The 22,367-nt window shown below is 58.3% G+C and carries 19 protein-coding genes; 10 read left to right on the top strand and 9 right to left on the bottom strand.

Features of this window, described 5'->3' with window-relative positions:
* Positions 1-427: 427 nt before the first annotated feature.
* From AC0QKW_RS04025 to AC0QKW_RS04015, 3 genes are all read left to right on the top strand, one after another.
* Positions 428-1,927 (top strand): ammonium transporter, encoded by a 1,500-nt coding sequence (locus AC0QKW_RS04025; protein ID WP_473149761.1) that lies wholly within the window; start codon positions 428-430, stop codon positions 1,925-1,927.
* A 288-nt stretch (positions 1,928-2,215) separates the two neighbouring features.
* Positions 2,216-4,240, top strand: coding sequence for a DICT sensory domain-containing protein (locus AC0QKW_RS04020; protein WP_473149760.1), 2,025 nt, complete (start codon positions 2,216-2,218; stop codon positions 4,238-4,240).
* Positions 4,241-4,340: 100 nt separating this feature from the next.
* Positions 4,341-5,600 (top strand): YcjF family protein, encoded by a 1,260-nt coding sequence (locus tag AC0QKW_RS04015; protein ID WP_473149759.1) that lies wholly within the window; start codon positions 4,341-4,343, stop codon positions 5,598-5,600.
* 89 nt (positions 5,601-5,689) lie between these two features.
* On the opposite strand, the gene AC0QKW_RS04010 is transcribed toward AC0QKW_RS04015, so the two are convergent.
* Entirely contained in the window at positions 5,690-6,007 is a 318-nt protein-coding gene (locus AC0QKW_RS04010; protein WP_473149758.1) for a hypothetical protein, read from the bottom strand.
* 245 nt (positions 6,008-6,252) lie between these two features.
* On the opposite strand from AC0QKW_RS04010, the gene tmk reads away from it, so the two are divergent.
* The 3 genes from tmk to AC0QKW_RS03995 all read left to right on the top strand — a co-directional run bounded on the left by tmk (position 6,253) and on the right by AC0QKW_RS03995 (position 8,901).
* A complete protein-coding gene (gene tmk / locus AC0QKW_RS04005; protein WP_473149757.1) occupies positions 6,253-6,954 on the top strand; it encodes a dTMP kinase in 702 nt (233 codons plus the stop codon).
* The gene (locus AC0QKW_RS04000; RefSeq protein WP_473149756.1) at positions 6,927-7,889 is read left to right on the top strand and encodes a DNA polymerase III subunit delta'; all 963 of its coding nucleotides are present in this window, start codon (positions 6,927-6,929) and stop codon (positions 7,887-7,889) included. Before tmk ends, AC0QKW_RS04000 begins: the two co-directional genes overlap by 28 nt.
* Before the next feature lie 178 nt (positions 7,890-8,067).
* Positions 8,068-8,901, top strand: coding sequence for a Cof-type HAD-IIB family hydrolase (locus AC0QKW_RS03995; protein WP_473149755.1), 834 nt, complete (start codon positions 8,068-8,070; stop codon positions 8,899-8,901).
* A gap of 58 nt (positions 8,902-8,959) precedes the next feature.
* On the opposite strand, the gene AC0QKW_RS03990 is transcribed toward AC0QKW_RS03995, so the two are convergent.
* From AC0QKW_RS03990 to AC0QKW_RS03970, 5 genes are all read right to left on the bottom strand, one after another.
* Positions 8,960-9,703 carry a polysaccharide deacetylase family protein gene (locus AC0QKW_RS03990; protein WP_473149754.1) on the bottom strand — a complete coding sequence of 248 codons (744 nt, stop codon included), beginning with the start codon at positions 9,701-9,703 and terminating at the stop codon, positions 8,960-8,962.
* A 98-nt stretch (positions 9,704-9,801) separates the two neighbouring features.
* A complete protein-coding gene (locus AC0QKW_RS03985) occupies positions 9,802-10,731 on the bottom strand; it encodes an ABC transporter permease (RefSeq protein WP_473149753.1) in 930 nt (309 codons plus the stop codon).
* Positions 10,721-11,683, bottom strand: coding sequence for an ABC transporter permease (locus AC0QKW_RS03980; protein ID WP_473149752.1), 963 nt, complete (start codon positions 11,681-11,683; stop codon positions 10,721-10,723). The genes AC0QKW_RS03985 and AC0QKW_RS03980 overlap by 11 nt, the downstream gene beginning before the upstream one ends.
* A gap of 80 nt (positions 11,684-11,763) precedes the next feature.
* Positions 11,764-12,375, bottom strand: a complete 612-nt coding sequence (locus AC0QKW_RS03975; RefSeq protein ID WP_473149791.1) for a serine O-acetyltransferase — start codon at positions 12,373-12,375, stop codon at positions 11,764-11,766.
* A gap of 565 nt (positions 12,376-12,940) precedes the next feature.
* Positions 12,941-14,419 carry a tetratricopeptide repeat protein gene (locus tag AC0QKW_RS03970; RefSeq protein WP_473149751.1) on the bottom strand — a complete coding sequence of 493 codons (1,479 nt, stop codon included), beginning with the start codon at positions 14,417-14,419 and terminating at the stop codon, positions 12,941-12,943.
* A 287-nt stretch (positions 14,420-14,706) separates the two neighbouring features.
* Between AC0QKW_RS03970 and AC0QKW_RS03965 the strand changes: the two genes are divergently transcribed.
* A complete protein-coding gene (locus tag AC0QKW_RS03965) occupies positions 14,707-16,467 on the top strand; it encodes a sodium:solute symporter family protein (RefSeq protein ID WP_473149790.1) in 1,761 nt (586 codons plus the stop codon).
* A gap of 138 nt (positions 16,468-16,605) precedes the next feature.
* A complete protein-coding gene (locus tag AC0QKW_RS03960) occupies positions 16,606-16,836 on the top strand; it encodes a hypothetical protein (RefSeq protein WP_473149750.1) in 231 nt (76 codons plus the stop codon).
* Positions 16,837-17,173: 337 nt separating this feature from the next.
* Here the strand turns inward: AC0QKW_RS03960 and AC0QKW_RS03955 are convergent, their stop codons facing one another.
* Together AC0QKW_RS03955 and AC0QKW_RS03950 are read right to left on the bottom strand one after the other, a co-directional pair.
* On the bottom strand, positions 17,174-18,727 hold the full coding sequence (locus AC0QKW_RS03955; protein WP_473149749.1) for a glycoside hydrolase family protein: 1,554 nt from the start codon (positions 18,725-18,727) through the stop codon (positions 17,174-17,176).
* Positions 18,728-18,972: 245 nt separating this feature from the next.
* The gene (locus AC0QKW_RS03950; RefSeq protein WP_473149748.1) at positions 18,973-19,344 is read right to left on the bottom strand and encodes a hypothetical protein; all 372 of its coding nucleotides are present in this window, start codon (positions 19,342-19,344) and stop codon (positions 18,973-18,975) included.
* Positions 19,345-19,949: 605 nt separating this feature from the next.
* Here AC0QKW_RS03950 and psbO point away from each other — a divergent pair.
* On the top strand, positions 19,950-20,774 hold the full coding sequence (gene psbO / locus AC0QKW_RS03945; RefSeq protein ID WP_473149747.1) for a photosystem II manganese-stabilizing polypeptide: 825 nt from the start codon (positions 19,950-19,952) through the stop codon (positions 20,772-20,774).
* 146 nt (positions 20,775-20,920) lie between these two features.
* On the opposite strand, the gene AC0QKW_RS03940 is transcribed toward psbO, so the two are convergent.
* Entirely contained in the window at positions 20,921-21,622 is a 702-nt protein-coding gene (locus AC0QKW_RS03940) for a histidine phosphatase family protein (RefSeq protein ID WP_473149746.1), read from the bottom strand.
* 220 nt (positions 21,623-21,842) lie between these two features.
* Here AC0QKW_RS03940 and AC0QKW_RS03935 point away from each other — a divergent pair, with 220 nt between their 5' ends.
* Positions 21,843-22,358, top strand: a complete 516-nt coding sequence (locus AC0QKW_RS03935) for a hypothetical protein (RefSeq protein ID WP_473149745.1) — start codon at positions 21,843-21,845, stop codon at positions 22,356-22,358.
* Positions 22,359-22,367: the final 9 nt, after the last annotated feature.

Raw genomic sequence — 22,367 nt, 5'->3', positions numbered from 1 at the left:
GCGACTGAGCAGGGGGCTGTCAATTTCTACCAATATTCCGAGCTTAGAAGCCGATTTAGGGGCAATTTGTTCGGTGTTTTTAGATATAAGCACTCCGATCAATACCATCTAAGGGCTTTGTGTATCCCTCGATACAGATTGACTGCCGGAGAATTGATGGAATCGTCTTGTTCTAACTATGCGCAGATTGACTGCCTGCTGATGCCCCAAAAGTGTACGGGCAGTTGAGCGTAAATGTCTAAAGGCCATCACCTAGCTGATGTAACTGCCAATAGGGTTTGCGTTCTTTGCATATTGGCTCGTAGGGGCAACTTAAGCCCTGCAGGCCGCTCCCACGCTGACCTGTCTCACTGCCCTGCGGTTGAGGTGGCAGGTTTAATCTAAGCCGTGTTCACTGTCTGATTGTGTTGAAGGAACGTCTGTTGAGATGTCTAATTTAGTTTTGCGTAACCGTTCTAGGTTTCGGAAGCGGTCAAAAGCCGGCTTCTGGGACTCCAGTGTGCCGCCTTTTGATAAGGCCATTAAGCGTCTGTTTAGCCGCGTCGGCGGCTGGGCTTGGGTAGCCTGCGTTCCTCTGACGCTGGTTATTTTGGCCACGTGGGGAGTAGCTGCCCAGGCTCAAGATGAATTGACGGCAGCCGATGTGCAAACCACCCTAGATAACATCTGGGTGCTGATTGCTGCTTTCTTGGTTATTTTCATGAATGCCGGTTTTGGCATGTTAGAAACTGGCTTCTGCCGACAGAAGAATGCCGTCAACGTGCTGACCAAAAACCTGATTGTGTTTGCGCTGGCTACTCTGTCGTTTTGGTTCATTGGCTTTTCGCTGATGTTCGGAGCCAACGGTAACGCTTGGATCGGCTGGGGTAGCTTCTTCCTAGGCGGTGCTCCTGAACTGTACGGGCTAGGGCCAGACGGGCTGAATCTGTCTAAAGATACGTTCTTTTTGTTCCAGGCTGCCTTTGCGGGTACCGCTGCGACGATTGTGTCGGGGGCCGTGGCTGAACGGATCAAGCTCATCGACTTTCTGGCTTTCAGCCTGCTGCTGACGGCTATTGCCTATCCGATTACGGGGCACTGGCTCTGGGGTGGCGGTTGGTTAGCTGAGCTAGGATTCCACGACTTTGCTGGCTCCACCATCGTGCACTCTGTCGGTGGCTGGGCGGCTCTCATGGGGGCGGCTTTTCTTGGCCCTCGCATGGGTAAGTACAATGCCGAAGGTCAGGTCAATGCTTTACCTGGCCACAACCTGAGCATTGCCACCTTGGGTTGCTTGATTCTCTGGCTGGGCTGGTTTGGGTTTAACCCTGGCTCTCAGCTGGCCGCAGACTTGGCTGTACCCTACATTGCGGTAACCACGAACTTGGCGGCGGCGGCAGGCGGTGTGGCAGCTACCTTTACCTCCTGGGCGCTAAGCGGCAAGCCTGACCTATCGATGACCATCAACGGTATTCTGGCTGGTCTGGTGGGCATTACTGCTGGTTGCTTTGTGGTTGGCTACGCTGGTGCGTTTTGGATCGGTCTAGTTGCAGGCATCCTGGTGGTGTTCTCGGTAGGCTTCTTCGACAGCATTAAAATCGACGACCCTGTGGGCGCTACCTCTGTGCACTTGGTGTGTGGTATCTGGGGCACCCTGGCTGTTGGTCTGTTTGCCAACCCCAACAACTTTACCCAAGGTGGTGAGGGCATTTCTGGGCTGTTCTACGGTGGTGGGCTGGGTCAACTCGGGGTTCAAATCATTGGTATTCTGACCATTGGCTTATTCACCGTGGTTGTTTCGAGCATTTTCTGGCTGATTCTTAAGTCGGTGCTGGGCCTGCGGGTGAGTGCCGAAGAAGAGATGAAGGGGCTAGATATCGGCGAGCACGGTATGGAAGCCTACAGTGGCTTTCTCAAAGACACCACCGATATGACCGGTGTGATGTAGTTAATGCAGTGACTAGGTGTGATGGTTTTTGGTCAACAGGCCTAGTTAACTAAGACACACTGACTAGGCACCTGGGCTACTGGCTTAGGTGCCTGTTTTTTGGCCTTTGATTGGTCTCTGAGCTATTTCTAGGGCCGATGTTGGCAAATGGTTACAAAGTGCCGTTGGTGCAGGGACCAACTGGTAGTCTTAGGGGGAGTAACTGCTGCCGATGCGATCGGGTTTCCGTGGTGTTGGTTTTTACCCCCTCAGACAAACCTGTAAATCGACAGTTCCCTAATTTGAACGATGCCCAATTCCACATCTGTGGTGGAAGAATTGCTGATTGCAATTCCCCAGCTTAGACCTAGCCTCTATTTCAAAACCTCTTTGACCGCGTTATCACACGCGATGGAGGATCACGTGCTGGCTGGGAAGGCGCAGTCTCTCGTGATCGCTAGCTTTCAGCAGGAGCGGTTTTACTTACAGGAGGCCAATCGCTACCTGCGGATTGCTGAGTTGACTGACCAGGTCTATGTGCTGTCGGCTCTCGGCACTAGCTTTGTCAGTCGGTCTGACAACTACGAAACGATCGCCTTTGAGGCTGACGATGCCCTCACTCAGGAGTGGCATCTGGTGGTGATTGGGGCAAACTACACGGCCTGTCTGATTTGTCGAGAGCGATCGCCTGACTCACCTACTGATGGCCCACCCCTTGACCAGACCCGTCGCTTTGAGGGCATTTGGACCCAAGACCCCTATGTCAGCCAGCGGGCGGCGGTACTGCTGCTCGATCGCATTGCTGGTTACCGACCCGATTTGGTCGAGAAGGTGGCGATCGCCCACCAGCGCTACATCGACCCCACCCTAGCCACGCCCGAGTCGCTAGACGACAGCGGTGGCCCTGACCCTTTTACCCAGCGCCTAGTCACCTATCTACAGGCGGGGCAGTACAAGCTGCTGAAGGCCTATAAGGCGATCTCGGCCCAAGAGCGGCGGGAGCGCCTGGTCAACTCCATCACCTCAGTGGTACGTCAGTCGCTCGACGCCGACGAGATTTTTTCTAAGGCGGCGCAGGAACTGGGCCAGGCGCTCCAGGTCTGTCGGTGCCTGATCTATCCCTGTAGCGCCACCGATGCCACGGTGCTCATTGCCCATCAGCACCTCAATGGTGATGCCGAGTCGCTGCTGGGGGAAACCTGGCCCTTGGCCACTAACCCGTTGTTTGACTACATTCAAGACACCAAAGAAACCATTGCCATTGCCGATACCCAAGCTCGGGAGTCGCCCTTTCGCCAGGAGCTAGAGGCTATTCGGCCTCTGATTGATCGCTGGCAAATTCAGTCTTGGCTGATTGTGCCGCTCACCTACCAGGGGCGACTGGTGGGCCTGATCGAGCTGCACCACTGCAAACCCCAACCCTACGAGTGGAGCGAAGACGACAGGGCTCTGGTCGATGCGATCGCCGCCCAGCTCAGTGTGGCAATCATTCAAGCCGAGGCCTATGCCAACTTGCAAGACCTCAACCAGCAGCTCGCCGCCCTCGATCGCACCCGCGCCAACCTGATTGCCATCACGGGCCACGAGCTGCGCACCCCGCTTTCCACCATTCAGGTGTGTCTAGAGAGCCTGGCTACCGAACCCGATATGCCCAACGAGCTGCGGCAGATCATGCTGCAATCGGCCCTCGAAGATGCCGAGCGCATGCGCAAGCTGGTACAAGACTTTCTCACCCTGTCGCGGCTCGAAAGCGGTCGGGTCGAGTGGAACCTGGAGTCGCTCTCCATTCAAGAATGCGTCGATCTGGCTCTGAGCAGCATCCATGGTAGCCATGACAGCACCCCCACCCCCACGATCAAAGTCAAAATTCCCAAACAATCGCCTCTGGTGCGGGCCGACGGCGAGTGGCTGGTGGAGGTGCTGGCCAAGCTGCTTGACAATGCTCAAAAGTTTACTCCTCCCGATGGCAAGATCACCATTCAGGTCACCCGCCCTAGCCCCACCCACCTGCAAGTTACCATTGCTGACACCGGTCGCGGCATTGAGCCCAGTCGGCTGCACGTGGTATTTGACCGCTTCTATCAAGAAGAGGGTGCCCTGAGGCGCACTACTGGCGGCACCGGGCTGGGCCTGGCCATGTGCCGTCAGATCATTGAGGGGTTAGGGGGCACTATCTGGGCTGAGTCAGAGGGCAAAAACAAGGGTAGCCAATTTCATTTCACCGTGCCTGTTGCCCAGGGCAAGCTCGACAGTCGCAGTGGTCGAGCATCGTCGCAGACTACAAAGCAGCCTGCCACCCTTCCCGGCAACCCCTCTGTGCTTATCGACGACTAGTTTTATGGATGCTGACGGAAAAGACCCCAGCCTCTGTGGGTGCTAAAACCATGGCATGATCAGGGGAAGCGAACTCCCTCCAGCCACCGAGAGTCAGGCGATGGGCGACCTTAAACCAATCGATTCTCCCGATCAGCCCCTGGCAAAACCAGCCAGAGGTTGGCAGCGATGGCGCGATCGCGCCAGTCATCTGCGCCCTGCTCGCCAGCTCAGCCGCTGGTTTAATGTCGATGACGACAAGGTCGCCAAGATTTTGGCGCAGGTGCGCCAGCAGCTACCCACCACCGAAGCCCTATTAATCGGCAAGCCTCAGGCGGGCAAAAGCTCTATCGTGCGCGGCTTGACCGGAGTCTCGGCAGATATCGTTGGCCAGGGGTTTAAGCCCCATACCCAGTACACCCAGCGCTACGCCTATCCTTCCGAAGACCTACCGCTGCTCATCTTTACCGACACCGTAGGGCTAGGGGATATGGCCCAGGCCACCGACGACATTCTGGCAGAGCTGGTTAGCGACCTCAGCGCCAGCAACAGCCCAGGGCGCATTCTCATTCTCACGGTCAAGATCAACGACTTCGCTACCGATACCCTGCGGCAAATCGCCGCTCGCCTGCGGCAGCAGTTTCCCACAGTGCCCTGTCTGTTGGCGATCACATCTCTGCACGAAGCCTACCCCTCGGGCCAGGTCGATCACCCTTGCTATCCCCCCGATTTAGAAGTCGTCAGGCGCCCCCTCGAAGCCGTTCAGGCCAATTTTGCAGATTTGGTAGACCGTACTGTAGCGATCGACTTCACCCTCGAAGAGGATGGCTTTGACCCCGTTTTCTACGGCCTTGAGGCTCTGCGTGACGCCTTGGCTGATCTGCTGCCCGAGGCCGAGGCCGAGGCGCTTTACCGGCTGATCGACGAGCAGGCCGAAGCTTCTCAGCAGCTAGGTAACCTATACCGCGATGTGGGACGGCATTACATCTCGGCCTTTGCGGTGATGGCCGCTACTTTGGCCGCTGTGCCCCTGCCCTTTGCCACCATGCCAGTGCTGACGGCGCTGCAAGTGTCGATGGTGGGCCTCCTAGGCAAACTCTATGGTCAAACCTTGACGCCCTCCCAGGCGGGTGGGCTGATCAGTGCGATCGCTGGGGGCTTCTTCGCCCAGGCCGTCGGGCGGGAGCTGATTAAGTTTATTCCTGGTTTTGGCAGTGTCATTGCGGCCTCTTGGGCCGCCGCCTACACCTGGGCCCTGGGAGAAGGCGCCTGCGTCTACTTCGGCGATTTGCTGGGGGGCAAAAAGCCCGACCCAAAAAAGATTCAAACGGCTATGGAGGAAGCTTTTACCACCGCCAAAGACCGATTTAAAAAGGGATAATATCAAATGCGAGTTATACAATCCTGCTTGCCAACCGGCGAGGCCTTAGGGTCAAATGTCGTTTGCCCAGTGGAATCGCGAGTAACAGGCTAAACCACAGCGACGATCGCCTGGTTGACGGTGCTAAAGACTTTTTCGCAGTGGTTGTCGCGGCTGAGGGGCAACTCTTCATTCTTGACGACTAGGCTCACGCAGCCCGATTGAGCCGCTACGGTAGGTGGGTTGATCATCACCTCGATGGTTGTGAGTTGTGCCAGAGACACTTGACCTGGTTTCTCTTTGGCGACCAGGTAGTCGCCGGTTTCGTACACCATACTGAGGCCGCAGGCCCGTAGGGTATCGACTAGGGTGTCTCGCAGACGAGACGTCGCCGCCGGAACAGGAAGTGAGTTGGTATACCGAGCCATAGGTATCCTCTGCTGAGACTGCTACAACTATTGCTTAGTAACAGACTAGTCGCTCGCTACCAGAGTAGCGACAACCTGACCCATCTGTCTAAACTAATCTCTCTAGAGAGTTTAAGGGGAGAGATCAAAACAGCACTAAGTAGATCTGTACATTAATGTATACCACAGCTATCTGTGGAGGCTGGCTGTGCGTCGGGCTGCGGTGGCCCTGTAAGCTAAGGGAGCAACGATCGCAAGAATAAGCAATGCCAGGTCAAGGAGCTATGCCAGGTAAGCTGCTGGTGTTCGAAGGGGTGGAGGGCTGCGGCAAGTCGACCCAGGTCGGTCGGCTACACCAGGCGTTGCTGGACTATTTGTCTGGGTGGCTGCTTCATGAGCAGGCGGCAAGTACTCGGCTGGTTGTTACCCGTGAGCCGGGAGGCACCGATTTGGGTACTAAGCTGCGGCAACTGCTGCTTGACCCTCGCGATGGCTCGCCTATGGCCAGCCGTACTGAGCTGCTGCTCTACGCCGCCGATCGCGCCCAGCATGTCGAAGAACTGATTAAGCCGGCTCTGGCCGAGGGTTGCTGGGTGCTGTGCGATCGCTTTATTGACTCCACCGTGGCCTACCAGGGCTATGGGCGCGGCCTCGATCTGGAGCTGATTCACCAGCTCAACCAGGTGGCTACCGGGGGGCTGGTGCCTGACTTGACCCTGTGGCTCAAGCTCGACGCCGAGGTAGGCCTGGCCCGCACCCGCCAGCGGGGTGCGGCCGACCGCATGGAGCAGTCCAATCTGGCCTTTCACCGGCGGGTGCAGAGGGGGTTTGAGGCGCTGGCGCAGCAGCATCCAGAGCGTAGGGTGGCGATCGATGCGGCCGCCGATGAACAGACCGTCGCCGCCGAGATTTTTGCCGTTGTCGAAGGGTATTTGCAGCAGTGGTACGCCCCCAGTTTGACGATCTAGTGGGTCAGGCCACGGCGGTGGCCCTGCTCTGTCGCGCCGTCGATCAGCGGCGGGTGGCCCCGGCCTACCTGTTTGCTGGCCCCCACGGGGTGGGGCGGCGGTTGGCGGCGGCCTGCTTTGCTGAGGTCTTGTTTACCCCTGAGTTGGGGGCACCGTCTGCGGCCCTGGGGCGACGCATCGCCCAGCGCAACCACCCTGACCTGCTGTGGGTTGAGCCTACCTACCTGCACCAGGGTCGGCTGATCGGTGCCTCCCAGGCTGCTGAGGCGGGCATTAACCGCAAAAGCCCGCCCCAAACCCGGCTAGAGCAGGTACGGCAGATTGCCCAGTTTCTGGGTCGCCCCCCCCTAGAGGCACCCCGCGCCGTGGTGGTGATCGAAGCTGCCGAAACCATGGCTGAGGGTGCCGCCAACGGCCTGCTCAAAACCCTCGAAGAACCGGGCCAGGCCACCATTATTTTGCTGGCCCCAGGCCCCCAGGCGCTGCTGCCCACCCTGGTGTCGCGCTGCCAAACTATTCCCTTTCAGCGGCTCAATGGGGTGGATATGGCGACGGTGCTGCGCCAGGCGGGGCATGGAGCAGTGCTCGATCAGCCTCAAATGTTGGCCATGGCTCAGGGTAGTCCGGGGGTGGCGATCGCCGCCTACCAGCAGCTACAGGCCATTCCGCCAGAGCTGCTCAGCGCCCTACAAAGCCCCCCTCGATCGCTGCGGGAGGCCTTAGATCAGGCCCGCCAGGTGGCCAAGGCGCTCGATACTGAGTCGCAGCTGTGGCTGCTCGATTATCTGCTCAACTGGTACTGGCAGAGCCAGCCGGGCCGTAGCGCCCGCTGGCTACCTGGCTTTGAAGCTGCTAAGGGGCACCTGCGCCGCTTTGTAAACCCCCGGCTGGTGTGGGAGGTGACCCTGATGCAACTGTGGGAAGCGGGCACCTGATCGGGACACATTCTCCAGGGATTAGGTCATTTCTACCCGAGAAAATCCCCGCTTAGCAAAGCGTTTTATCCTAGGGGCAAACGGCTGCTTGCCCGATGTAGGGAGGTTTTTGTCGAGACATAGCCTAATCGTCTCTCGCCGGGGATAATAAACGCGGAAAACTCTACAGGCCTACCCCATGACCGCCGACATTCGCTTGCTTGTGCTCGACATTGACGGCACCCTGGCCGGAGAGTCTAACCAGATCAACGCTCCGGTGCTGGAGGCCATTCGCCAGGTGCAGCAGCGGGGGGTGGCAGTGGCGATCGCCACCGGGCGCATGTACCAGTCGGCCCTGCGGTTTTACCAGACCGTCGGCTCGACCCTGCCGCTGATGGCCTACCAGGGAGCCTTTATTAAAGACCCCCATACTCAAATCCTGCACCGTCACACGCCCCTGCCCCGACAGTTGGCCCTAGAAATTCTCGCCTACCTGGCCCCCATGGAGGCCAACAACGATCTGTCGATTCACCTCTACATCGACGACCAGCTCCACGTGCGGGCCATTATTGACGATACCGAGGCCTACGCCGAGCGATCGGGCATTCATCCGGTGGCGGCGGGAGATCTGGCGACCCTGCTGGCGGGCAATGTTGCCATCGACACCACCAAACTGCTGGCCCTGAGCAACCAGACCGATCTACTCAGCGACATCTTGACCCAGCTGGGCCAGCGCTACCCCATAGAAGAGCTGTACCTGACGCGATCGGTAGAATATTTTGTCGAAGCCACCCACCCCAAGGCCAACAAGGGCGAAGCCGTGCGGTTTTTGGCCGAAGACCTGCTAAGCCTCAAGCCCGACCAGGTGATGACCATCGGCGACAACTACAATGACCTCGAAATGCTGCGCTATGCGGGCATCGGTGTGGCCATGGGCGATGCCCCCGAGCCGGTCAAGCAGGGGGCTGACTGGGTAGCTCCAGGGGTTGAGGCCGATGGAGTAGCTGCAGCCCTGCAAGAGTTTCTGCTCTAGGGCGGTCAAGATAACGCCGCCCCCTACCCGGCGGGAACCCAGACACTGTCTGGGTTCGTCATGCTTTGCTTTCCTCTTTCCCCTCTGCGGGTTTCTCTGCCAAACTGTCATACAGCTCCGAAAGCGTCACCACGCGGTAGCCCTGCCGATCGATCAGCTTCAGCAGGCCAGGCAGGGCCTGGGCGGTTTGCACGCACCGCGCCATTGAGCCGCCGTGCATGACAAAAATTGCCCCTGGAAAGATAAACTTCCCCAGGTACCAGGTGTTGAGGTTGGGGGTGCTCAGCCGCTGCATGGTATCGAAGGGAATCATCGACGCCAGGGCGAGCAGCGATTCGTAGCCGGGGGCCAGTTTAACGTGGTTGACCATGGCCTGATTGTAGAGACCGCGCCCAGGGCGATACCAGCGCAGGGGCTGCTGGGTCAACTCGGTAATGCGATCGTGGGCCTCTTGAAAGTGGCGGGCAAACTGGGCGGGCTGAAGGATGGCCGGAGTGGTGTCGCAGGTGCCATGGTTGGCGATCTCGTGGCCGCTGGCGAGAATGTCTTGCAGGATGGTGCTGCCAGCATTGAGGTGGTCGGTGATGACGAAAAAGGTGGCCCGCACCGGGTATCTGGCGGCGCGATTGTAGGTGTCTAGGGCGTTGAGAATGAGGCGGGTAGAGGCATCGTCGCGATCGCCCGGTGTTGGCACATCATCGATGGTCAATGCCACCAACGGCTCCTGGGTAGGCGCATAGAACAGGGCGTCGGGAAACATCCGCGCGACCTGGGTAAGCAGCTGATGGTGAGGAGGAGCCATGGGGAATGTCCAGCGAGGCAGGGGCTGGAAGATGGTTGTAACCCTAGTCTACTGCTGGGAGGACAGGGGATAGCTATCGCCGATCTTCCCGATCTGACTCACCGACTTGTCGGATCCAAACTATCTCGGAGGCGATCGCCCAGAGTATTAATGCACAGCACCGTCAGAAAGATCGCTAGGCCAGGGGCCAGCACCAGATAGGGCGCACTCTCAATGTAGTTTTGCGCGTCGTAGAGCATGCGTCCCCAGGTGGGCACATCGGGCGGAAAGCCAACCCCCAAAAAGCTCAGGGTTGACTCAGCCAGCAGGGCATTGCCAACGCCGATGGTGGCAGCGACGATCACTGGGCCAAGGATGTTGGGCAGCAGGTGATCTTTGACAATGCCCCAGGGACGCGCACCCAGGGCCACGGCGGCCTGCACGAAGGTCCGCTGCTTGATGCTCAAAAACCCAGCCCGTACCAGGCGGGCGACAGACATCCAGTTGAGCACACCGATGACCAGCACCACCAGCAAAAAAATGCCGCGCTCTGCCCCCAGAGCGCGGCGCACCGGGTCGCCAAACAGGTAGACCACCAGCAGTACCAGAGGCAGCTGAGGCAGGGCCAAAAATAAGTCTGTCAGGCGCATCAGGATACTGTCTGCCCAGCCGCCGTAAAAGCCGGCCACAGCACCGATGCTCACGCCTAGACTGATACCCACCAGGGTAGCTGCCAGACCCACCGCCAGGGATATGCGACCGCCGATCAGCAGCCGGGCTAGCTGATCTTGGCCCAGATCATTGGTACCTAAGGGGTGCGGCAAGCTGGGGGGCTGAAAGGCACGGGCAAAGTCGATGGTGCTGGGGGAAGCCGAGTAGATCAGCGGGCCAAAGGCGATCGCCGCCATTAGCAGCCCCAGCCCAGCTAGGGCCAGCCGCGCCACTGGGTCACCCCATAGCCGCCCCCAGACCCGGTTGCTGCCTCCGGGGAGAATACCCGCCTCCGGCGTCAATACAGTCTCTGGTGCTAGGTCTGAATCAATGGCCATAGCGCACCCTGGGGTCGATCACACCGTAGAGCAGGTCGGCCACCAGATTAAAGCTCACCACCAAAACGGCGTAGATAAAGGCGATCGCCATCACTACCGGCGTGTCGCCCCGGTAGATCGACTCGATCAGCAGCGCCCCGATGCCTGGCACTCGAAACACCTGCTCCGTCACGATCGCCCCCGTAAAAATGGTCGGAATATCCAGCGCTACCAGGGTGACCACCGGCATCAGCGCATTGCGCAGCATGTGTAGGGTGACGATGCGCCAGCGGCCCAACCCCTTGGCCCGCGCTGTTTTCACGTAGTTCTGAGGAATTTCTTCGAGCATGGCGGCGCGCACAAAGCGCAGCAGCACCGCCGTCTGAAACAGCACTAGAGTGGCGATGGGCATGGTTGACTGACGCAGCCACAGGCCAAAGCTGGCCAAATCGCTCACCACCAGCGTGTTGTCGTAGATAAAGGGCAGCCAGCGTAGCCGCACGCTCAGCACAATAATCAACAGCAGCCCTGAAAAAAACGGCGGCGTCGAAAACCCCATAAACGCCACGGTGGTAATCATTCGGTCGACCCAGCTATTGTGCCGCAGGGCTGCCAGAATGCCCAGGGGCAAGGCTAGGGCCACACTCAGCAGGTAGGCCAGCCCAATCACCCAGAGGGTCACCGGCAGCCGCTGGGCAATCAGAACGGCCACTGGCAGGCGGCTGGTGAAGGAGTAGCCCAGGTTGCCGCTAAACAGAGCCACCGTCCACTTCAAATAGCGAATGGGAATGGGCTGGTCTAGCCCTAGCGATCGCCGGATATTTTCCCGCACCTCCGGCGTGATCGCCGGATTGGTCGCCAGATCGCCCAGAGGGTTGCTGGGCGACAGCGCCAAAATGAAGAAAATAACTGCACTGATGGCCAGCAGCGTTGGGATGGCGATCAGTAGACGCCTAAGCAAATAGCCAAACATAGGGGAAAAACGGCTGCACAGAAGACGCCTTTGCCTAAGGCTAGTCTAGCGGGGGCGTTTTGCCTACGCTCAGACATAGCTCACACCATACCAATCTCGCGGCGGGGCAGGGTGGAAGATCGCTTAGACCCAACGATTTTGGCCGGAATGCCAACCACGGTAGCGTTAGAGGGCACATCGATCAAAACAACAGCGTTAGCACCCACATTGACGTCATTACCGATGGTAATTTTGCCAAATAGCTTAGCACCAGCACCGACATTGACTCGGCAGCCCAGAGTTGGAGCATCTCCAAGGCGATCGAGCGATCGCAAACCCAGGGTGACACCCTGACGAATGATAGAGTCATCGCCGATGACACAGTCACCGTGCACAACGATATTACCCTGGTGTTCGATCACGACTCGTCGGCCTAGTTTAATGCTGTAGGGCAGCTCAATACCATAGGTATTGCGCACTTTTCGATACATCATCTGATACAGCACGCTAAGGGGTGCCCGCAGCACCTTGGGTTTAATGCCCATGCGCCAAACGCCAAAACGATGTATAGCCACAGCCCTAAAGCCAGGCTTAGTCCAATCGCGTCCATGGGCAACCCAGTCTTCTTTAATCTGCAGCAGTAAACCCTTAAAGGAACCATCTGGAGCATCTGAGCTTGACCTAGATGGGTTTCCTAGCAGGGCACTTCCCATGAAATTAGTTTTTGCAATCATAACTAGTCTTATGTTGTCCCAGTGCCACCTAGCATTGGGGATAAATACCTTTCACCCTTAGTTTTGCCTCAACACCGGTATCCAAGTATTGCCAAGGTGATCTCTGTAAGGGCTCAACTCACCTACGTTCTATACCAGGATGCTTAGATCGACAACTGCGGGAAAGCGCTGCACGGGCTACCGCGTTGACCCTCATCTACTTAACTTCGGAATTAATGTAGGTCAGGCTAATGCACCGTAGCCCTGGAGGCTTCACTGTTATTATTCACGAGGCTAAGACATGAGCGACTCAGTGATATCACCGGGTCGCCAGCTTAGGTATTGTGAAGTCTTTGCGGCGGGGTGGAGCATAGCGCCTCGCGATTTATAGACAGCCACAGTGCATCATGGAGCATGAAGATGAACACCCCATACATCCAAGTGATGAGGGTGTTCTCTAATGGTTAACTCAGCATCGAAAAGGGCAGTTCACCTGGCATTGGCCTGGATCTTCTGCAATCCTTTGCCCAGGTGAACCCTTCCTAGCTCAGCCACTCCTCGATTTTTACAGCTGGCTCATCTGATTTAGCGTCTGCCGATACCCAGCGGCCTCGCCCCGCTGCAAATATAGATTGGCTGCCTGCTCAAAATCGCGGCGGGCACCGGCATCGTCGCCCAGACGGGCGCGGGCCACACCCCGGTTATAAAACAGCTCTGGGTCGGTGGTGGTGGGGGCGTTGGCAATGGCCTGGCTGAGATCTTGGTAGGCATTTTGAAACTGGTTGACCTGGAGATAGGCCGCCCCCCGCGCCGACAGAGCATCCAGATAGGTGGGCTGCACCGCTAGGGCCTGGCCGTAGTCATCGATCGCCCCAAAAATATCGCCTCCGGCGCGGCGGGCGTCACCTCGGGCTTTGAAGGCACTGACGTAGGCTGGGTCGAGGAATAGCGCCTCGGTATAGTCGGCGATCGCAGCAGGGAAGTCTCCAGCCCGCAGCAGCACGTCGCCCTTTTGCTTGTAGGCCACCGCCGAGTCAGGGTTGAGTTGGAGCACCCGGGCAAAGTCTTGCTGGGCACCGGTCAGGTTGCCCTGGTCGGCACGAATCGTGCCCCGGCTGAGGTAGGCTTCGGCCAAGCTGGGGTTGAGCTCAATGGCGCGATCGAGGTCTTGCAGAGCACGGTTGGGGCGACCCTGACGGTAGGTGACGTAGCTGCGGTTGAGGTAGGCGCGGGCCAGGTTAGGGTTTTGCCGCACGGCCTGGTTGAGGTCGTCGAGAGCGGCATCGTAGAGGCCCAGGTGGTAGTAGGCGACCCCCCGACCCATGTAGGCTCGGGAGAGATCGCCCTTGAGCTCGATAGCGCGGCTAAAGTCGGTGACGGCATCGCTATAGTTGTTGACTCGCTCTAGGGCAAAGCCGCGCAGCACATAGGCCGAAGCATTGTTTGGGTCAAGCTCAATGGCGGTAGAAAAGTCTTCGATCGCCAGGTCGTAACGCCCCTGCTGGCTGTCGATCAGCCCTCGGTATAGGTAGGCACCGACGGCATCGGGGTCAGCCTCAAGGGCGGCGTTAAAGTCGGCCTGGGCCTGGTCGGTGTTGCCCTGGCGGTAGTAAACACTGCCTCGACCAAACAGGGCTGTGGAGTTGCCGGGGCTCAGACTAAGGGCCTGGTTAAGGTCGGCTAGGGCCCGACTGTAGTCGTCTTGATCGGCGTAGATGAGGCCGCGATAGAGGTAGGCATTGGCCAGGCTCGGATCTTTCTCTAGGGCCAGATTAAAGGCTTCGAGGGCGGCGTTGTAGTCGCCGCTGTTGTAGCGCTCGACGCCTTGGTTGTAGAGGGCGATCGCCGAAGGGCCAGTCTCAGCTGGCTCGTCGGCGGCAGGCTCAGCGGGCTCGGCAGCAGCAGGCTCAGCGGGCGGCAGTTCTAGTCCTTCGCTCTCAACGACGTCAGGTTCGCCGCCAGGGGTCTGGGCATAAACCCCTAAAGGCGTGGCTCCGACCATGAGCCCCAGACCTAGCAGCAGCAATAGATGACGCAGTTTCATAGCTTCCTCTCCACCAACGGTGTTCATGACTTGAGACAACAGGTGCCGCGCTGGCGGCTTCTGTCAGAGTACCCACCCACAGTTCTGGCGATAATGATAGGTCAGCTTTTAGCGGTTGAGAGCCTGGTTTTTGAGGGTTTTCTTAGAATCTCAGGGAGCTCGGTCGCCTCAGCCGAGATCAGACGGCGATTGCTGTCGATCAACGGTGCCCCGTTGACCCGGTATGGCAAGATAGCATCGACGTGTGACGGTACGCCGCTGTGATTTGGATCGACTGGGCCATTGTGATGGCCTATTTGGTGTTTTCCCTGAGCCTGGGCTTATACCTGGGCCGCAAAGCCTCGGGAGGGCTGGTGGAGTTTTTTGTGTCGGGGCGATCGCTGCCCTGGTGGCTGGCGGGCACCAGCATGGCGGCCACCACCTTCTCGATTGACACGCCTCTCTACATCGCTGGGGTGGTCGGCAACCGGGGCATTGCTGGCAACTGGGAATGGTGGAGCTTTGGCATTGCCCACGTGGTGATGATCTACGTGTTTGCCCGGCTGTGGCGGCGATCGGAAATTATCACCGATGCGGAGCTGACAGAGCTTCGCTACGGCGGGGCGATGGCGGCGTGGCTGCGGGGCATCAAGGCATTTCTCTTTGCGGTGCCGATCAACTGCATTGGCATTGGCTACGCCATGCTGGCCACGGTTAAGGTGATCGACGCACTCCAAATCTGGCAGTCCTTTGGCATTGAACCGGGGGAAAACCTGAAGCTGCTGAGCGTAGTTGGAGTTAGCCTGCTGGTGCTCGTCTACGCCGGGTTCGCGGGCCTGTGGGGGGTAGTGGCTACCGACTTCTTTCAGTTCTTTTTGGCCCTGCTGGGAGCCTTTATTGTCGCGGTGGCAGCGGTCAATCACCTGGGCGGCATGGGCAACTTGGTAGCAGAGGTCAAAGCTGTGGGTGGCACCGATCTGCTGGCGTTTATCCCCCTGGAGCGATCGCCCAACGGCTGGTACCAGTGGAGCGAGACCGCTGGCATCACTGTCAGCACCTTCTTGGCCTACGTCACCTTGCAGTGGTGGGCCTTTCGCCGCAGTGACGGCGGCGGCGAGTTTATTCAGCGTCTAGCGGCCTCTAAGGATGAAGCCGAGGCCGAAAAAGCCGCCTGGTTTTTCAACATTTTGCACTACGTAGTTCGCACCTGGCCCTGGGTGATTGTGGCTCTGGCGGCGGTCGTCATCTATCCCAACCTAGAAGATCGCGAGCTGGGCTACCCGATGCTGATGCTCGACTTTTTGCCGCCTGTTCTTTTGGGGCTGGTGGTGGCCTCGCTGCTGGCAGCATTTATGAGCACCGTGTCTACCTTGATCAACTGGGGCGCGTCGTACCTCACCAACGATCTATACGGGCGCTTTCTGCGGCCCAACGCCTCAGATGCCGAACTGGTGCTGTCAGGGCGCATTGCTTCGGTGGTGGTGACGGGGCTGGGGGCGATCGCCGCCTTCTACTCTCAAGATGTGGCTACAGTGTTTCGCCTGGTAATTGCGATCGGCACCGGGCCGGGGCTGGTGCTGATCTTGCGCTGGTTCTGGTGGCGCATCAACGCCGCCGCCGAGTTGGCGGCCATGCTGGCCGGGTTTCTGGTGGGGCTGGTCACCAGCGTCGTGCCCCTGCTCACCATTCCTGACTTTGGCCTGCGGCTGCTCACTACCACCGCCATCACCACCGTGATTTGGGTGACGGCAATGCTGCTAACCAGCCCCGAAAGCGACGACACCCTCGACACCTTTTACCGCAAGGTGCTCCCCGGTGGCCCCGGCTGGGCGCATCAGCGCCAGCGCACCGGGCTCTGGCCCGCCCAAGACCTGGGCCACGATCTGCTCAAAGCGTTTGCGGCCCTGCTTTTACTGCTCGGGGCCATGCTCGGCGTCGGTGGCTTCTTGCTCTACCAGCCGCTCACCGGCTGGGTTTGGCTACTGGTGGCGGTGGCGGGCGGGGTCGGGCTGCGACGGCTGGGGAAGCGGGTATTGCCCAGGCCTGGGTTAGACGAGCCACCGGGGTGAACGGCCAGTGCTCAATTTTGAGTTGTGAATGTTGAGTTTCTGGCCCAAGACGTAACCTCAAAACTAAACACTCAAAATTCCCTCCCTCTTCCCTTCCGTGTAAGATGAGGACATTAGCAACATCTCTTCACACACCCTATGTCGTTCTTTCGGTCTTACATCGCGCCTTTGTTGATTGTGCTGATCTTTGCGGTGGCCATGGTAGCAGTCAGTGCCCGCATCTTTTTGCCCAGCGATATGATGGCCCCCGCCCCGATCGAAGAGCCAGTGTCTATGCAGGGCACCATGCCCACCGCCAGTGCTGAGCTGGTAATGCCTGAGCTATCAGAGCTACTCCACGGGCCAGACCACCTCCTACTCGAAGGTTAACTTCAGTTCGACAGCATTTTTATGTAGCGGAAAAGTTGGCCATATCCCCTCTCGGGAGGGGTGCCCAAAGGGTGGGGTGGGTCAAAAAACTCCTACGAAGAATAGGGCTATTTCTTGAAAAGAACGTCCCTGCATCGGGCAAACAACCGTTTGCCCCTATGTATAAAACGGCTCACTAGTGGGGGAGCGTCTTTACTGGAAATCTCCTAAATTGCTGAATACGGAAACCTCCCCTACCGGCCTTGACTAACCCACCCTTACCCTTCCCCAAGCGGGGTAAATGATGCTTCTTCTATGCAAGGCTTTTTATCCCAAACCCAGATTAAGCCCAGTGCAGCTACAGCGAACAAAACTTGCGCACGCGGTCAAACTCAGGGTCTTGCCATGAATAGGCAAAATGGCTGACAGAGGTAATGCCGGGGCTAGATCGGCGTAGCGCCTCCATTTGAGTTTCGAGGGCAGGGCGGTTGTAGGTGGCCTGGCCCCAGATGCCCGCGAGGGCGGGGGTGATGGTGGGCGAGGTGTCCGCAGGCACCATGGTTTGTACCCGACGCACGCCGTCTAAAATACAGCCAGTGTGGCCGCATACTGCGTAGGCCATGGGGTGCCAAGTCATCCAGGTGGGGAAGCGCTCCCAGTACTGGAGTCGCGAGTCATAGCCGCCAGTGCCGACGGTCTGGTTGGCCTCAGGAAAAAATACCGCTCCAGACTCAATACCGGTACGTTGTGCCTGCTCCCCTGCCATTTTGACAAAGTCGACGACACCCTGCACCGCGTGGGCCACGCTCAGCTGCCACAGCTCAGCCTGGAGTTGGGGTCGCAGACTGGCTGGCTCTGGTGGTCTTTGACCTGCGGCTAAGGGCGGAGAGGGAACACGACTCTGCCACAGGGGCTCTGGCTCATTGGGGAAAAGGTCGCGCACCTCTTGAATGTCGCGATCGATCAGGTGACCGCGGCTGATGTAGCGGCGAATGAGCTCTTGCCCCTGCTGGTTGACCGCCCGGCGAAATAGGGCATCGCGGGAGGCCTGGCCGTAAATCCACAGGTCATCGACACTGTCGGCCACTGAGTTGGGGCCTACCCCCCGGGGGTAGCGAATGTAGTCAAACAGCACGCCATCGGGCTTGCGCTTCAGTAATGCCCCTAGCATGCGGCTGTAGTCGCCCTGGGCCTGGGGATGGTAGGGGTCGACAAATACCTCGTCGGGGTTGCTCGACGCCCCTGACTTGGCGTAGGTGTAGGTGGTTTGGCCGCGGCCATTGAGGGCTAGCACCTGCTCGCGATCGCTGCGCAAGCCGTAGGAATAGCCAAAGTTGAGGGCAAACACCCAGGCATCGACCCGCAGCCCTCGCTGGCGTCCTCGCTCTATGGCTTCGGCAAACAAGTCGCGGCGCTCGTAGCCGGGAGCCTGCACCACCGAGGGCCAGAGGGTAGGGTTGTCGGCCTGGGGTAGCAGTACCTGCCCACCGTAGAAAGCTTCCACGTAGACTTCGTTGTAGCCCAGGTTCACTACGCGATCAAACAGTGCATCTAAGATGCCCGGCTGGAGGTCGCAGGGATAGAGGCGTACCCACACCGCCTGGCGCTGGGGCCAGTTGCGGCTGCGGCACTGGCGCAGGGCCTCAGTGTGTTGGCGAACCATCGCCTGATACTGCTGTTGGGCAGCGGCGTCGCCAGCCAGAGCCGCTTTGCGCAGGTTTTCTTTTGCTAAGGCCTCGGCTTGGGTGACCTGGCAGTAGGCGTTGAGAGTCGTGGCATGGCCAGGACTGGCCAGTTGTACCACGCCCAGGGCCACCAGCCCCGAGGCCAAGGCTAGCCCCGGCATCACCCATGACCTGACCAAGCGCCTAAACGCGCTAGAGAACCCGGCTGAAGAAACGTGACTGGCCATAGGTCAGAATTAATAAGCCCAAGGACGATGGGTGATGCAGGTGAAGCCTAGCGAGAATCAGTCAGGCTAGCTGTGACCCCACGCGACCCTAGGTCAGATGCATCAAATGGGTCAGAGTTAGCCCATATCATAGCGAAGTTGGCTCAGCTTACCACCCTAACTGTGACGCCGGAGTGGCCGTCTATAGAGAGCCCCGGTCTAGGGCTGGCATGGCAGCATTGTCTTCTCCAGGCGGCCTTATGTGGTTATTTGTCTTCACTAGGAAATAGATCGTCTTCTAGCGGTGTCACAGGAGCGGGAAGCAGAGGGGCGAGGTCTAGGTCGGGCAGGTTGGCCAGCAATGCCTGGATTTTAATGCGCTGAATATAGGGCCAGCCGCCATTGACCTCAATATCTCTCAGCAGAGCATAGAGATTTTGGCGGTTGTCGGGTAAAGCGTCGTAAAACAAGCTTTCGCAGATGTCCCGGTGGCGCTGTTCGAGCAGGCGCAGCAACCCCAAGAGGGCGACATGGCTACCCTGGCGCTGCAGTGCTGCCTGATCAATTAGTGCAGACAGATGGGCTAGATCCTCTGGGAGGCCTTTTTCGTTGCGATCGCCAGGTGGGTAATCGAGCATGGCTGGGTTGGATTTTGTTAAATAGCTTAATGCTAGCTGCCTGGTAGTAAACGCCACCGCCAAGAGTTTGTAAAGCTCTGACTCAATTGAGGCTTGGCCAGCGACTCAGGCCCAGCTCTAAAATTATCCACTGCCCATCCAAGCCCCGGCCATTCTCAATTTTTGGATACTTTGCCATTTCCCCTGAGCCTGTTGTGGGCTTTGCCTGCCTCAAGGGCATAGGGTAAAAGAAGCTTCGGCTGTGTGACAGGCTCAAAGCTGAGCCTGAGCGGTGTTTTCTAAGCTTACAAAGCAAATTGAGAATTGCTATCCGAGCTCTGAGACTCTAGGAAAGCGTCCCAGGGCCATGTAGAATGCTTACTTGAGGTTTTATTGGCTAAGGGCTAACCCAGTTTTGTGGCCGGGCTATTGATCCGGGTTAGAGGGTAGGCAATTGTCTGTTCCTAGCCATGGCCACTGGCGCAGCTTCTTCGCAGACATTAGATCGGCCCTAGGGAGCGTTTGCCAGGGTGATCTGGTCAGCGCCATAGCAGTCCAGAACCGACGGCTGTCGCATTTTTTGATAGTTTGACAGCATCTTTACATACTAAATTTTGAGGTAGACCATGAGGTATCGCGCCCTCTTAGTTGCGTTTTTGGCCATCTGCCTAAGTGTACTGACAGCCTGTAGCGACGCGCCCAGTGCCACCAGCAGTGTGCCCTTAACCTACGACCAAATTCGTAACACTGGCTTGGCCAACAAGTGCCCCCAACTCTCTGAAATGACCCGAGGCAGCATTGCCCTAGACGATGGCAAAACCTATCAGCTAGTGGGCATGTGCATCGAGCCTACCGCTTACTTTGTCAAAGAAGAAGGCTCTAAGCGCCAAGCAGCGAGCTATGTGCCCGGCAAGGTGTTGACCCGCTACACGTCTAGTCTAGATCAGGTGCGCGGTGACCTGTCTCTGGAATCTGATGGTAGCCTGCTGTTCTCCGAAACCGGCGGCATGGATTTTCAAGCCATTACCGTACAGCTGCCCGGTGGTCAGCAAGAGCCTTTCCTGTTTACGGTCAAAGGCTTGCAGGCACTGTCTCAGCCCGGCCAGTTTGGCCTCACCACCTCCACCGACTTTGAGGGCGACTACAAGGTGCCTTCCTACCGCACTTCTAACTTCCTTGATCCTAAGGGTCGTGGTTTGGCCACTGGCTACGACACTGCCGTGGCTCTGCCCGCCAGCGGTGACAGCGAAGAGTATGTGAAAGAAAACACCAAGTCCTTTGATATCGGTCAGGGGCACATTTCTCTGCGTATCTCGAAAATTGATAGTGCCACGGGCGAAATTGGCGGCACCTTTGAAGCCGAACAGCCCTCTGACACCGACATGGGTACTGCTGAGCCCGTAGATATCAAAGTGCAGGGTGTGTTTTATGCCCGTCTCGAAGAAGTCTAGGCTGAGCTTTACTTAGTCTCTCTGAATCAATTCCCCCAGGAAGCAGCGATCGCTCCTCCCTGGGGGAATTTATTTTTTGCTATCACTCTCTAGCGGGGTACGCATTGAGCCAACTGGCAGGCTACACGGATGCTATGGTCACCCCACTACGAATCTGCATCCAGTAGCCCCACCTGGCCCAAGGTGCCATCTTCATCTACAGTCACCACCACCCCTTGCCCCGAGGCTGGCACTACCCCGGTCAGCGCGGTGATATTCACCTGGTGCGTCACCATGACAATCACACCCTGATCGGGCTGGCGGCGCAGATAGTCTTGCACCTGGGCGGTCTGCTGGGCGGCGGTACTGCGATCGCGAAAGAAAGAGTTAATCGGCGCAAAGGGCTGCACTGGCCCCAGATCCATCAGGGTGGCGGTGTCGATACAGCGGCACCACTCACTTGACAGCACTTGCACTACGTCAATATCTCGTTGTCGAAAGGCGGCCCCCAGGCTCATCGCCTGGTCACGCCCCACCGCTGACAGGTTGCGCTGGGTGGCACAGTCTCCTAGCTGAAAGCTAGCCGGGTCACCAGTGCCAGGAGCCAGGGCATGGCGTAGCAGCACGACGTAGAGGCGCTCGTCGGCCCGCTGAAGGTGTTCCCACGCGGTAGTAGGAGCTGGGCGCGGGGTGGGGGCCAGGGCTAGGGCGGCGGGAGCCGTGGCGGATAGCGCCGGTACTGCCAGCCCTGGCTCTAGGGGGTGGGGAGATATGTCTGCTGAGCCGAAGGCACACCCACTCAGGGCTCCTAGCCCTAGGCTGCACAGCAATAGCCTGGGGTAAGGCCATTGTTTTAGACAGTTCCACATCAATTCACACATCCAGGGCTACAGGTCATATCAAGGACTATGGGAGGGAGGAAAATGGGCCTTGCTTGACATCAACCCAACGAGCAGCAACCCCTGACAGCACTGAGTTTTTCGACCTTGATGGGCGACCCTGATCTAGATCACACCTTCACCTTACCAACATCACCCTTGACTAGGAAGGCTATCACCCCACGCATCGGTCGTTGGAGAGATATTGGTTATGTCGCACGAAACCCTCGTCATGACCTCTTCCTCTTCTGCCCCCCGCCCCGCTGCTTCCCTTCGCTGGGCAGATCGCCTTCAAACTCATCTGCTGCGACTGGCCACTGCTGCTGCTGCTGTCGTTGGCCTATCGACTATGGCCAGTCAGGGGGCAGTGGGCAGTACTCCCGGCTTAGCCGATGGCACCTACCTCTACGGCGAAGCGGCGATCGCAGATACTATTGGCGCGGTTTACCTTGTATTTGAGGCCCGAGCCGGGCAGGTGACCGGGGCCATCTACCAGCCTTCGTCATCCTTTGACTGTGTGCGGGGCACCGTGGGCGGCGGCGCTATGGACCTGATCATTACCGATGCCTACGACCAAACGAAGACTCCCTACTCGGTGGCCTTGGTCGGCGACACGGCAGTGGCGAGTGCTAGCGGGGGCGCGATCGCTCAGCTAGAGGGCATGTACGCGATCGATACCCTCTCTGAGCTAGACCACCATCTGCTGGCGACCTGCTCTAGTCACTAATCGAGAATG

Source organism: Pseudanabaena sp. PCC 9330, from assembly GCF_055795045.1.
The sequence above is the reverse complement of the archived record's forward strand: the minus strand, read 5'-3'. Positions and strand labels throughout refer to the sequence as shown.